Source organism: Microbispora sp. KK1-11, assembly GCF_006874435.1.
Taxonomy (GTDB): Bacteria; Actinomycetota; Actinomycetes; order Streptosporangiales; family Streptosporangiaceae; genus Microbispora; species Microbispora catharanthi.
Genome location: NZ_VIRJ01000051.1, coordinates 24,669 through 36,955 on the forward strand (window position 1 = coordinate 24,669; position 12,287 = coordinate 36,955).

At 72.5% G+C, this 12,287-nt stretch carries 12 protein-coding genes; 9 read left to right on the forward strand and 3 right to left on the reverse strand.

What is annotated here, in order from left to right:
* The first annotated feature begins 162 nt into the window (after nt 1–162).
* Together FLW16_RS40875 and glpK are read left to right on the forward strand one after the other, a co-directional pair.
* A complete protein-coding gene (locus FLW16_RS40875; protein WP_142566364.1) occupies nt 163–942 on the forward strand; it encodes an IclR family transcriptional regulator in 780 nt (259 codons plus the stop codon).
* Between the two features lie 47 nt (nt 943–989).
* Nucleotides 990–2,501: a glycerol kinase GlpK gene (gene glpK / locus FLW16_RS40880; RefSeq protein WP_142566365.1), complete on the forward strand. Its 1,512-nt coding sequence runs from the start codon at nt 990–992 to the stop codon at nt 2,499–2,501.
* 7 nt (nt 2,502–2,508) lie between these two features.
* Here the strand turns inward: glpK and FLW16_RS40885 are convergent, their stop codons facing one another.
* Complete coding sequence (locus FLW16_RS40885) at nt 2,509–4,155, reverse strand: amidohydrolase family protein (RefSeq protein ID WP_142566366.1); 1,647 nt, start codon at nt 4,153–4,155, stop codon at nt 2,509–2,511.
* Nucleotides 4,156–4,211: 56 nt separating this feature from the next.
* Here FLW16_RS40885 and FLW16_RS40890 point away from each other — a divergent pair, with 56 nt between their 5' ends.
* The 4 genes from FLW16_RS40890 (at nt 4,212) to FLW16_RS40905 (ending at nt 8,311) form a co-directional block, all read left to right on the forward strand.
* On the forward strand, nt 4,212–4,403 hold the full coding sequence (locus FLW16_RS40890) for a MerR family transcriptional regulator (RefSeq protein WP_142566367.1): 192 nt from the start codon (nt 4,212–4,214) through the stop codon (nt 4,401–4,403).
* A 42-nt stretch (nt 4,404–4,445) separates the two neighbouring features.
* Nucleotides 4,446–4,982, forward strand: coding sequence for a TipAS antibiotic-recognition domain-containing protein (locus tag FLW16_RS40895; protein WP_185949821.1), 537 nt, complete (start codon nt 4,446–4,448; stop codon nt 4,980–4,982).
* Nucleotides 4,983–5,093: 111 nt separating this feature from the next.
* Nucleotides 5,094–5,810: a TetR/AcrR family transcriptional regulator gene (locus FLW16_RS40900; RefSeq protein ID WP_142566369.1), complete on the forward strand. Its 717-nt coding sequence runs from the start codon at nt 5,094–5,096 to the stop codon at nt 5,808–5,810.
* Between the two features lie 2 nt (nt 5,811–5,812).
* The gene (locus FLW16_RS40905; protein WP_142566370.1) at nt 5,813–8,311 is read left to right on the forward strand and encodes a PEP/pyruvate-binding domain-containing protein; all 2,499 of its coding nucleotides are present in this window, start codon (nt 5,813–5,815) and stop codon (nt 8,309–8,311) included.
* 156 nt (nt 8,312–8,467) lie between these two features.
* On the opposite strand, the gene FLW16_RS40910 is transcribed toward FLW16_RS40905, so the two are convergent.
* Nucleotides 8,468–8,668, reverse strand: coding sequence for a hypothetical protein (locus FLW16_RS40910; RefSeq protein WP_142566371.1), 201 nt, complete (start codon nt 8,666–8,668; stop codon nt 8,468–8,470).
* Nucleotides 8,669–8,850: 182 nt separating this feature from the next.
* Here FLW16_RS40910 and FLW16_RS40915 point away from each other — a divergent pair, with 182 nt between their 5' ends.
* From FLW16_RS40915 to FLW16_RS40925, 3 genes are all read left to right on the forward strand, one after another.
* Entirely contained in the window at nt 8,851–9,549 is a 699-nt protein-coding gene (locus tag FLW16_RS40915) for a methyltransferase domain-containing protein (RefSeq protein ID WP_142566372.1), read from the forward strand.
* A gap of 59 nt (nt 9,550–9,608) precedes the next feature.
* Nucleotides 9,609–10,280, forward strand: coding sequence for a bifunctional 2-polyprenyl-6-hydroxyphenol methylase/3-demethylubiquinol 3-O-methyltransferase UbiG (locus tag FLW16_RS40920; RefSeq protein WP_142566373.1), 672 nt, complete (start codon nt 9,609–9,611; stop codon nt 10,278–10,280).
* Between the two features lie 69 nt (nt 10,281–10,349).
* A complete protein-coding gene (locus tag FLW16_RS40925; protein ID WP_260616152.1) occupies nt 10,350–11,609 on the forward strand; it encodes a PP2C family protein-serine/threonine phosphatase in 1,260 nt (419 codons plus the stop codon).
* A gap of 138 nt (nt 11,610–11,747) precedes the next feature.
* On the opposite strand, the gene FLW16_RS40930 is transcribed toward FLW16_RS40925, so the two are convergent.
* A partial coding sequence (locus FLW16_RS40930) for an RICIN domain-containing protein (RefSeq protein WP_142566374.1) occupies nt 11,748–12,287 on the reverse strand: 540 nt, incomplete at its 5' end.

The window sequence follows — 12,287 nt, forward strand, 5'->3', positions numbered from 1 at the left end:
TCACACTCGGAACGTCGTACTACGCTCCCCGGGTATGACGCGAACAATCACATTTCGCGCAAACCCATCCGACGACAAAAGATCTTCCCGCAGCTCATCGCACCATGCCCGACAAGGTGTCGGCATTGTCGAACGCCGTCCGAGCTGGCTAGGATCCGGGGCGTGCCAGGTCCGGTCCAGTCCATCGAGCGCGCCGCCGCGATCCTGCGGCTGCTCGCCCAGGGATCGGGGCGGCTCGGCCTTACCGAGATCGCGAACTCCCTCGGGCTGGCCCGCGGCACGGCGCACGGCATCCTGCGCACCCTCCAGCTCGTCGGCTTCGTCGAGCAGGACGACGCGACGGGCAAGTACCAGCTCGGCGCGGCGCTGCTGCACCTGGGCACCAGCTACCTCGACGTGAACGAGCTCCGCTCGCGGGCGATCAACTGGGCCGACGCCCTGGCCGCGCGCAGCGGGGAGGCGGTGCGGATCGGCACCCACCTCCAGGGCAAGGTCCTGGTCGTCCACCACGTCTTCCGGCCCGACGACAGCCTGCAGACGCTCGACGTCGGCATGCTCCTGCCCATGCACGCCACGGCGATCGGCAAGGTGCTGCTCGCCTACGACGCCAACGCGGCGGCCGCACACCAGGACGCCGTACAGGACGGGGAACTGGAGCAGTTCACCCGCCGCACCGTGCGGACCCACAGGGAGATGTCGCGCATGCTCGCGACCGTGCGCGAGCACGGCTGGGCGTCGGACGTCGACGAGGCCGGCATGGGCGAGGCGGGGGTGGCCGCTCCCATCAGGGGGTACGGAGGACTCGTGGTGGGCGCGATGGGCATCTCCGGCGCCACCGAGCGGATCTGCGACTCCGGCGGTCGTCCCCGCCCCGAGCTGGTGGGCTATGTACGCGACGCGGCGCGGGCCGTCTCCCGCGACCTCGGCGCCTCCCGCTGGTGACCCTCCCCACCCCCCACACCGCATCCGCCGCCCGAAGGTAGGCCGCCGTGACCCAGCGTTATGTGATGTCCATCGACCAAGGCACCACCTCGACCCGGTGCATCCTGTTCGACCAGCGCGGCCGGCTGGTCTCGGTGACGCAGCGGGAGCACAAGCAGCACTTCCCGCGTCCCGGCTGGGTGGAGCACGACGCCGTCGAGATCTGGCGCAACCTGGAGCGGATCGGCCCGGAGGCGCTCGCCCAGGCGGGCATCGGGCCCGGCGAGGTCGCCGCCGTCGGCATCGCCAACCAGCGGGAGACGACGGTGCTGTGGGATCGGCGCACGGGCGTCCCGGTCACCCCCGCCGTCGTCTGGCAGGACACCAGGACCGACACCCTGGTCGACGAGCTGTCCCGCCGCCCCGACGCGCACGTGGTGCGCGAGCGCTGCGGCCTGCCCCTGGCCACGTACTTCTCCGCCCCCACCGTCCGCTGGCTGCTGGACCACACCGACGGGCTGCGCGAGCGCGCCGAACGCGGCGAGGTCCTGTTCGGCACGATGGAGAGCTGGCTCATCTGGAACCTCACCGGCGGCCCGGACGGCGGCGTCCACGTCACCGACGTGACCAACGCCAGCCGCACGCTGCTGATGAACCTGCGCGACCTCGACTGGGACCCGGTCCTGCTCGGCTTCTTCGGCATCCCCCGCGCGATGCTGCCGGAGATCCGCCCGTCCAGCGAGACGTACGGCACGGCGCGGCGGGTGCTGCCCGGCGTGCGGATCTCCGCGGCGCTCGGCGACCAGCAGGCCGCGCTGTTCGGGCAGACCTGCTTCCATCGCGGCGAGGCCAAGTGCACCTACGGCACGGGCGCCTTCCTGCTGCTCAACACCGGCACCGAGCCGGTCGCCTCCACCCACGGCCTGCTCACCACGGTCGGCTACCAGATCGGCGACCAGCCCGCGGTGTACGCCCTGGAGGGCTCCATCGCGATCACCGGCGCGCTCGTGCAGTGGTTCAGGGACCGGCTCGGGATCATCAGCACCGCCCCGGAGATCGAGACCCTGGCCCGCACGGTCGACGACAACGGCGGCTGCTACATCGTCCCGGCGTTCTCGGGGCTGTTCGCACCCCACTGGCGCAGCGAGGCCCGCGGGGTCATCGTCGGGCTCACCTCGTACATCACCAAGGGCCACCTCGCCCGCGCCGTGCTTGAGGCCACGGGCTGGCAGACCCGCGAGGTGGTCGACGCCATGAACGCCGACGCGGGCATCGCGCTCACCACGCTCAAGGTCGACGGCGGCATGACGTCCGACAACCTGCTCATGCAGTTCATCGCCGACGTGCTGGACGTGCCGGTGGTCCGGCCCATGGTCGCGGAGACCGTCTCCCTCGGCGCGGCGTACGCCGCCGGGCTCGCCGTCGGCTACTGGCCCGACCTGGAGGGCCTGCGGCGCAACTGGCACCGCGCGGCGCAGTGGACGCCGGCGATGGACCCGAAACGGCGCGAGGACGAGTACGACAACTGGCGGCGGGCGGTCGAGCGCGCCCTCGACTGGATCAAACCCCCCGCGGGCTGAGGCCAGGTCAGCCGGCGGGCCGGTCCAGCGACAGGTCCAGGTCGTCGAGGCCGAACCACCCACCGGACGGCGGCTGATCGGCCATCGGGTCGCTCCAGCGCAGCCGGACACGGCCTGGGGCGGCCTCGACGATCCTGGCCTCTCGCCAGGCGGGGTCGTCACCGACGCGGGCCCACCAGGGCTCCGACAGACAGGCGAGACCCCGGGCATGCAGGGTGCGGACGGCGTCGCCCCGGTCTCCCGCGCCGCCGAGCGGCACACCGAAGATCGTCACCGCCTGCCAGCCTCCGGCCGTCGGCACCACGCGGCCCAGCAGTTCTCCGTCGTCGCGCCGCACCTCGTGCGGTGCGGGGAAGGCGGGCCAGCTCTCCCCGATCGCCTTGACGATTTTCTCCGCCGAATCCCGCTGCCAGCGCACGCCCTCGCGCTCGGCCTCACCGCCGGGGTAGGCACGAGGATCGACACGCCGGCCGAGCACCCACACGTCCCGGATCCGCTGGGTCGCCGTGATGTCGGCCGTCGGGTCGCCGCCGACGAGGACGAGGTCGGCCCGGCGCCCTTCGGCGATCTCACCGCGATCGGCCATGCCGAAGACCTCGGCGGGCGCCGCCGTCGCGGCGGCCAGTGCCTCGCCCGGGGTGAACCCGGCGCCGACCAGATGCTGCAGTTCCCGGTGCAGGCTGGCGCCGAACACCAGCCCGGGATTGGGCACATCGGTGCCGGCGAGCACGCGCAGGCCCGACTCCAGGAACGCCACGGCGTTGTACCGCTGGGCGGCGCCGTCCGGCGGCTCGGGCGGCATCCACCGCCTGGCCTGACGTTCGACAACCCGCCGCCACCGGGCGCTCAGCCGCCCCGCGAGGTGCGGCTGCGCGAGCAGTGGCATAACGCCGTCCTCATCCGGAAAGCCGTCGATGATGCTCAGCGTCGCGATGACGGCCACGCCGCACCGGGCCACGTCGCTGATCTGGCGGTCCGTCATGCGGTCGAAGGGCGCATGAGCCAGGACGTCGACGCCGCACCGGGCCACGGTCACGGCCCCTGCCGCCGACGAGGCGTGCGCCACCACCGGCAGTCCGCGCTCGTGGGCGGCGGCCACGACTGCCTCGATCGTCCGGACGTCGAGCGCGGGAATGTCGAGCATCGCACCCGAGCCGTCATCGTAGATCACCTTGATGTGCGTCGCCCCCTCGGCGACCCTGCCGGCGACGAAGGACGCCGCGTCCAGCGGTCCGGTGACGTAGGGAAAGGGCGCGTACGCGATCGTCGGGTGCCCGCCCGGAGCGGTCGCGCCCACGCTCGATGTGCGCATGTCGGCGAGGACGGGTCCCCGGCCGCGTGCCGAGGCGGCGACCGCGGCACGCTCGGGACCGATGGTCTCAGACTTGCTGAACATGTCGACGACCGTCGTCACACCGAATACGGCCGCCAACTGCGTGCACCCCGGGAGCAGGTGGACGTGCGCGTCGACGAGGCCGGGCAGGAGGGTCCCGCCGGAGCCGTCGACGACCGCGTCGCCCGGCCGTTTCACGGACTCGTTCCCGACAGCGGCGATACGGCTGTCGCGGACACGGACATGCGTCACACCGGGGATCAGGCCTCCGCCGCTGAAGACGCGGACACCGGCAATGGTGAAGGGCTGATGCGTGCTCATGCCGACGACGGTAGAAGTTGACGTAACGAGAAGGTCCAGTGATTTAGATTGCGGATGTGGAGCACTCCATCAGCGAGGTGGCCCGCATGGCCGGTCTCACCCCTCGCACGCTCAGGCACTACGACGACATCGGGCTGCTACGCCCCGCCCGCACCGCCGGCAACGGCTACCGCTGGTACGGGCGCCGGGAGCTGCTGCGCCTGCAGCGGATCTTGTTCCTCCGGGAGCTGGGCGTGCCGCTCGCCTAGATCACCCGGCTCCTCGGCGGCGACGGGGACGACGTCGCCGCGTTGCGACGGCACCGCGACGATCTCGTCGCCCACCGCGAGCGCCTCGATGAGATCATTCGGACCCTCGACCGCACCATCGCCGACCTCAGCGGTCAGGCGCACCTCAGCGAGGAGGAGTTCTTCACCGGCCTCGCGGCACGGCGCGGCGATCTCCGGCGGGACCTGGAGGCCCGGTACGGGACCCGAGTCGGGGAGCACTTCGCCGAGGCGGACGCGGTGACCGGCCGGTGGACCCGTCAGGAGCACGAGCAGGCGGCGGCGCACGGCCGGCGGCTGCTCCGGCGGCTGTCCGAAGCACGTTCGAGCGGCCTGGCCCCCGACAGCATCGCGGTCCTGGACCTGATGACCGAGCACTACCAGGGCATTCGGCTCCTGTGGCCCGCCGACGCGGCCGCCTACCACGCGCTCGCGGACGTCGTGACCGGCAACCCGGGCCAGCGGGCCATGATCGAGGAGATCGACCTGCTCCTTCCCCCCTGGCTGGCGAGCGCCATCCGCGCCTACGCCACCCGCCGGCTCGGCTACACCGCGAGCTAGGGATCAGCACCGCGCGCCCGGCCACCCTCTGACATCGGCAGCCCCGTGAGCTCTTGCGCTCAGTTCTATGACCAAATAGTGTTATCCGGTCAAACAATCAGAGAAGGGCGGATGACCAGGGTGGGAAGGCCCCCGCAGGATCCGGCGCGCCAGGTGGAGCGGGCGCACCGCATCCTCGACGCCGCCGCGGAGCTGATCGGCCGCTGGGGCTACGACAAGACGACGATCGACGACGTCGCCAAGCAGGCCGGCGTCGCGAAGGGCACCATCTACCTTCACTGGAGGACGCGCGACACGCTCTTCGCCGCGCTACTGCGCCGGGAGCGGGTGCGGATGCTCGAGGAGGTGCGGCGGAGCGGTCCCGCCACCCCACGCGAACTGTTCGCCGGGATCGCCGCGGGCCTGCTGCGCCGGCCGTTGCTCAAGGCGGCCCTGGTCGGCGACTCGGAGGTGCTCGGCAAGCTCATCAGGGGCAAGCGGACCAGCCCCGGGTCCGTGGACCTGGGCGAGGCGTTCGACACGTACTACGCCGCGCTGACCGCAGCGGGTGCGGCCAGGGACCTGGCGGGCGACCACACCCTGGTGATCGGCTCGATCCTGTACGGGTTCCTCACCGCGCCGTGGCTCCAGCCCGGCGGGCCTCCGGCGAAGGAGCGGCTCGCCGAGCTGCTCGGCGACGTGATCGAGCGCGCCACCGGCACCGGGCGGGCGCTGCCCGAGGACGCCGTACGCGCCGTGGAACAGGCCACCCTCGACTACCTCGGCACGGTCGCGGCCGTCGCCCGCAAACGGCTGGCCGACTCCCTCAGCTCTTCGAGGAGCGTGTGATTGTGAAGACTGTGATCCCCCTGGACGACGCCGGGGCCGACCTGGCCACCGTGGGCGGGAAGGGCGCCTCTCTGGCGGCCCTCGCCAGGGCGGGGCTGCCCGTCCCCGGCGGCTTCCACGTCACCACCGAGGCCTACCGGGCCTTCGTGGCGGACTTCCGGGAGGATATCCTGGCCGCCGCCGCGGCGGGCGACGCCGATCGGATCGCGGCCCTGTTCGCCGGGCGCGAGATCCCGGACCCGATCACCGCCGCGATCCGCGCCGCGTACGCCGCGCTCGGCGACGACGTCCCGGTGGCCGTACGGTCGTCCGCGACCGCGGAGGACCTGCCGGGCATGTCGTTCGCCGGGCAGCAGGACACCTTCCTCAACGTCACCGGCGACGGGCTGCTCGACGCGGTGCGGAACTGCTGGGCCTCCCTCTGGAACGCCCGCGCGATCGCCTACCGCGACCAGAACGGCGTACCGCACGACGACGTCGCCCTGGCCGTCGTGGTCCAGGAGCTGGTGGACGCCGACGCGGCGGGCGTCATGTTCACCGCCGACCCCGTCACCGGCGCCCGTGATCGGACGGTGATCAACGCCTCCTGGGGCCTGGGCGAGTCCGTGGTCGGCGGCGGGGTCACCCCCGACACCGTCGTCGTCTCCGGCGGCGCCGTCGTCGAGGAGCGTACCGGCGACAAGAGGGTGATGACCGTACGCGTCCCTGGCGGCACCCGGGAGGAGCCGGTCCCCGGGGACCTGCGGCGCGTCCCCGTCCTCACCGGGACGCAGGCCCTGGCGCTGGCCGAGCTGGGCGCGCGCGTCCAGGCGCTGTACGGCTCGCCGACGGACGTCGAGTGGGTCCGGCGCGACGGCGACTTCTCCGTCGTCCAGGCCCGCCCGATCACCGGGTCCGGGCCCCGGGTGGAGGAGTGGAACGACAGCCTCAAGGGCGACTACCTGTGGACGTCCGGCAACCTCGGCGAGGCCGTCCCCGACGTCATGACGCCCGTCACCTGGTCGTTCGTCCGCCTGTTCATCAAGGAGGCCATGTCCGCCTCGGCGTTGCCCGGCTTCGACCTGGTCGGCAACATCGGCGGCCGTTTCTACATGAACCTGAGCGTCGTGATCTCCATCGCCCGGGCGTTCGGCGTACGGAGCGCGCTCGCCGCGATCGAGCAGGTCTTCGGCCGGCTGCCGGCGGGCCTGGAGGTGCCGCCGCTGGAGATGTCCCGCCTGCGGATCATCAGGACGGTGCTGCCCATGTCCGTCCACATCCGGCGCAAGGTCAGGACGAACCTCAAGGGAATGCGCCCCTTCCTGGCCACCTCCCTGGAGCGCTGCGAGGAACTACGCGCGACCATCCGGTCCACCTCCTTGGCGTCCGAGCTGGCCGGGCTGTGGCCGCAGGCCGTCGAGCCGCATCTGGTCACGGCCTGCCGCATGCTGGAGGCCGCGGGCCGGCAGGGCGGCAGCACGCTCGTCCTCACCCGCGCCAGGCTGCGCAAGCTGGCCGGCGAGACCGACGCGGAGGCCATCCTCACAGGCGCGGGCGGCGAGGGCGAGCTGGCCAGCCTCGGCCTGCTCACCGGCCTGGGCCGGCTGGCCACGGGCGAGATCACCAGGGAGACCTTCGCCCGGCTCTACGGCCACCGCGGCCCGCACGAGTTCGAGGTGTCCATCCCGCGTCCCGGGGAGGACCCCGCCTGGATCGACGCCCAGCTCGCCGGGCTGCGGGACGTCCGGGCCGACGCCGAGGGCCTGCTCGCCCGCCAGCGCAAGGCAAGGGAGGAGGCGTGGGCGCGGTTCGCCCAGCGCCACCCCCGCCGGGAGGCCGCGATGCGGGCCAGGGTCGAGCGCTGGGCCGAGGTGGTGCGCGACCGCGAGGCCACCAGGTCGGAGGTCATCCGCGCCTTCTGGGTGCTGCGGGACTTCGTCCTGCGGGCCGGCGAGCTGACCGGGCACGGCGACGACCTTTTCCACCTCTACCTCGACGAGCTGCTCGCCGTGCTCGGCGGCGACGCCGCCCCGCTGGAACGGGTCCCCGTCCGGCGGGCGACGTACGAGATGTACGCGGCCCTGCCGCCGTACCCGACGCTCATCGTGGGCCGGTTCGACCCGGTTCGCTGGGCGGCGGATCCCGGCAGGCGCGCCGACGTCTACGACGCCCGCGGCGCCGTCCTCCCGGCCGTGGACACCGTGACCGGCTTCCCCGGTGCACCCGGCGTGGTCGAGGGTATCGCCAGGGTGATCGCCCGGCCCGAGGACGGCGGTCAGCTCCGGCCCGGCGAGATCCTGGTCACCACACTGACCAACGTTGGCTGGACACCGCTGTTCCCGCGCGTGGCGGCCGTGGTCACCGACGTCGGGGCGCCGCTGTCGCACGCCTCCATCGTGGCCCGCGAGCTGGGCATCCCCGCCGTCGTGGGCACCGGCAACGCCACCATGCGGGTGCGCGACGGCGACAGGATCAGAGTGGACGGCGCACGCGGCACGGTGGAGCTGGTCGGCCACCCGTAGACGCGCCGGCCACCCAGCCGTACGCATTCACGGGATGGCATGCGCTCCCCTTGAGCCGGTCTCGCCTGCGGAGGGCTCGCACACCTGATCCTGAGAGCGAGCCCTGCGGCCGAGCCGGCCGAGGCGGCCCTCCCGTCCGCGCGGAGCCGGAACGGCTCAGGAGGTCGGGCCGATGTCGGGCTCGGGCTCGGGCATCGCCGACTCCTCGCCGGTCGCCGGCGGCGTCTCGGCGGCCGGCGTCTCGATGTCGGACACACCGCCGATCATCGCCTCCAGGCCCTCGTCGTCCGGTTCCGGCGTCAGCGGCTCGGGCGAGGTGCCCCTCGCATCCTGCGCTCCGGATCTGTCCGCCACCACGTCCGCGTCTCCTCCCACGCGTCCTCTCTTCTGTCCGCCGGTCCCCCCGGCCCGCGGATCACGCATGACCGCTCACCTGCCCCCGTCGTACGGCCTTCATTCATCCTCGCAAAGACCCGTCATGCGTACGCCTCGGCCTCCCGGGGGTAGACGACAGGTGATCGGAGCGAGGAGTGGACGGCATGGACAGGCGTCGGCGTGACCTGGTCGACCGGGACCTCGATGAGGCGGCGGCCGACCTCCTGGCGCACGATCCCCGGCTGCGCGGTCTGGACGTGCGGGTGCGCTTCGACGGCGGGGTGGCGCACGTCGAGGGCGACATACCGTCCGCCGCCGACCTCGCCGTGCTGCGCGAGCGTCTCGGCCGCCTGGCCGGGGTGCTGGCGGTGTGGGACCGGGTGCGGGTGGCCGGCGCCTCGCCCCGGGTCGTCGACCTCGGCTGCGGCGGCACCAAGCAGCACCGCGACAACATCGGCATCGACCTGCGCCCCGGCCCGGTGGTCGACGTGCTGGCCGACCTGGCGTACGGGCTGCCGCTGGCGGACGAGTCGGTGGACCAGATCTTCGTGGTGCACGTGCTGGAGCACCTGGCCGACTACCTGCCCCTGCTGCGCGAGTGCCACCGCGTTCTGCGGCCCGGCGGCGTGCTGCACGTCCTTGCGCCCTGGTGGCGGCACGTCAACGCGGTGGCCGACCCCACGCACGTCCGGCTGATCGACGTGCAGACGTTCAAGCACCTGTGCCGGCCCGACGACGCGGGCCGGTGCTGGTATCCGCTGCTGGTCACGCGCGACGAGTCCACGGTCTTCGCGGACCTGCTTCCGGCCAAGGACGGCCGGGAGCCCGCCTGCGAGCGGCGGCTGGCCCGGTTCTTCGACTGAGTGTGCCGCCGGGTCCGTGAGAGGCTGCCGCTGGAACCCGATTCGGACAAAGGGGAGCGATGACCGGCGAGACGGTGGAAGAGCAGCGCGAGTACGTCCGGCGACTGGCCGCGGCGCACGTGGAGAAGGGCGATCCGCTCGGCTGGTTCGAGCCGCTGTACTCCGCGGCCGAGCGGGGCGAGGCCCTGGTCCCCTGGGCGGACCACGCCCCCAACCCGCGCCTGGTGGAGTGGGCCGCAGGCCGTGCCGGCGAGGGGCGCACGGCGCTGGTCGTGGGGTGCGGCATGGGCGACGACGCCGAATACCTGGCCGGCCTGGGGTGGGCGGTGACCGCCTTCGACGTCTCGCCCTCCGCCGTCAGGGCCGCCGGGAGCCGCTTCCCCGGCTCCTCGGTCCGGTACGTCGCCGCCGACCTGCTCGCCCCGCCGGAGGAGTGGCGGCAGGCGTACGACCTGGTGGTGGAGATCTACACGGTTCAGGTGCTGCGCGGCGACCTGCGTGAGCGGGCCATCCGCGTGGCCGGCTCGCTGGTCGCGCCCGGAGGCACGCTGCTGGTGGTCGCCCGCGCCCGGGAGGAGGGCGACCCGGAGGGCCGGATGCCCTGGCCCCTCACCCGTGCCGAGATCGACGCGTTCGCGACCGGCGGGCTGCGCCCCGTGCGCGTGCGGGACGTGTACGACGACGAGACCCCGCCGGTACGCCGCTGGGTCGCCGAGTTCGCCCGCGACTGAGGTAATTCGTTCCCCAAAATGTCATGGCGTTCCGGCTTTGCACGACCGGTGGTGACGCATCGTGGGTAGGTGGTGGAGGACCACGGGGGTGGGAAGATGGAGCAGGGCATCCCCTCTTCTCATGATCGCGGGCTGTTGCACGCGCTGACGGGCATCCTGGAGGACAGCCATCTGACGGCGTTCGAGGACATCCCGTCGCTGATCGACCGCCACAAACGCGAGGCGGGCTTCGAGGAGATCGGCGTCTACCTGGCCGACCTTCAGCAGAGCGTGTTGCGCCGGTTGTGCGGCCACGGCGGGGATGACGCCCAGCCGGAGGAGCTGAAGATCGACACCACGCTCGCCGGGCGCGCCCTCCAGGAGGTCCGCATGCTGCGGGGCGGCTTGGAGGGGGACTCCCCGGACCAGTGGTGGGTCCCGATGCTGGACGGCACCGAGCGCCTCGGCCTGCTCCACATGACCCCCGAGTCGGAGGGCGGCGACGTCGAGGAGCGCATGCGGCACGTCGCGTCCCTCGTCGCGCTGATCGTCGTCAGCAAGCGCTCGTTCAGCGACTGCCACGCACGCCTCGTCCGGAGCCGTCCGATGAACGTGGCGGCCGAGATGCAGTGGAACCTGATGCCGCCGCTGACCTTCGCCACTCCCTCGGTGACGATCGGCGCGGTGCTGGAGCCGGCATACGAGATCGGCGGCGACGCCTTCGACTACTCCACCGCCGGCTCCCGGGCGCACGTGGGAATCTTCGACGCGATGGGCCACGACGTGTCGGCCGGGCTGACCGCGAACCTCGCGGTGGCCGCCTGCCGCAACCACCGGCGGCAGGGCATGGGCCTGGTGCGCAACAGCGAGGCGGTCGAGCGCGTGCTGATCGACGAGTTCGGCCGGGGCGACCGCTTCGTCACGGCGATCATCGGCGACCTCGACCTCGGCACCGGCCTGTTCACCTGGGTCAACCGCGGCCACCACGCGCCGGTGCTGATCCGCCAGGGCCGCTGGATCTCCACCCTGAAGTGCCCGCCCGCCCACCCGATGGGACTCGATCTCGGCCTGCCCGTCACGCTCTGCCGGGAGCAACTGGAGCCCGGTGACCGGCTTCTGCTCTACACCGACGGCATCACCGAGATGCGCAGCCCCGACAGCGGTGAGTTCGGGCTGGGCCGGTTCGTCGAGTTCATGATCCGGCAGAACGCCGCCGGGCTGCCGGTGCCCGAGACGCTGCGCCGCCTGGTCCGGACCGTGATGGAGTATCACGACAACCGGCTGCACGACGACGCCACCGTGCTGCTCGTCGAGTGGCACGGCATGGCCCACGAGCAGCTCGGCCCCTGAGTACGCCGGGGTCGTCGCGACCTTCGCAGTACCCGCGCCTCCGGGCGGTGCGTGCGTCATCGCGGGATGTGCGCGGGCCACTGGGCGGTGACCTCCGGCGCGGCGGGGTGCGCCGCACCGGAGGCGTCTCGAGTGGGGCTATCTGGTCCAGGTCCACTTCTGGTTGGTGCCGCCGTGGCAGGAATACAGCTGGATCTTGGTGCCGTTGGCGGTGCCCTGTCCGGTGGCGTCCAGGCACAGCCCGGACTGAACACCGACGATGGAGCCGTCGGAGTTGAGGCGCCACTTCTGGTTGTCGCCGCCCCAGCAGGAGTAGATCTGCACCTTGGCGCCGTTGCCGGTGCCGGCCGCGTCGAGGCACTTGTTGCCGTACACGCGGATCTCGCCGGCGGAGGTGGAGGTCCAGGTCTGGTTGGTCTGGCCGTTGCAGTCCCACAGCTGCACCTGGGTGCCGTCCGCGGTGCTCGCGCCGGGCACGTCCAGGCAGCGGCCGGAGGCCGTCCCCTTGATCGGCCCGCTACCGCCACCGGACGTGGGGGTCGCCGACGGGCTGGGTGACGGGGTCGCTGACGGTGAGGGGGAGGGGGTTGTGGTGGAGTCGAGGCCGAGGAAGGAGATGGCGTAGGCGAGCTGGCCGCTCATGGGCAGTTGGTGGCCGACGCCGGAGATGCTGATGCC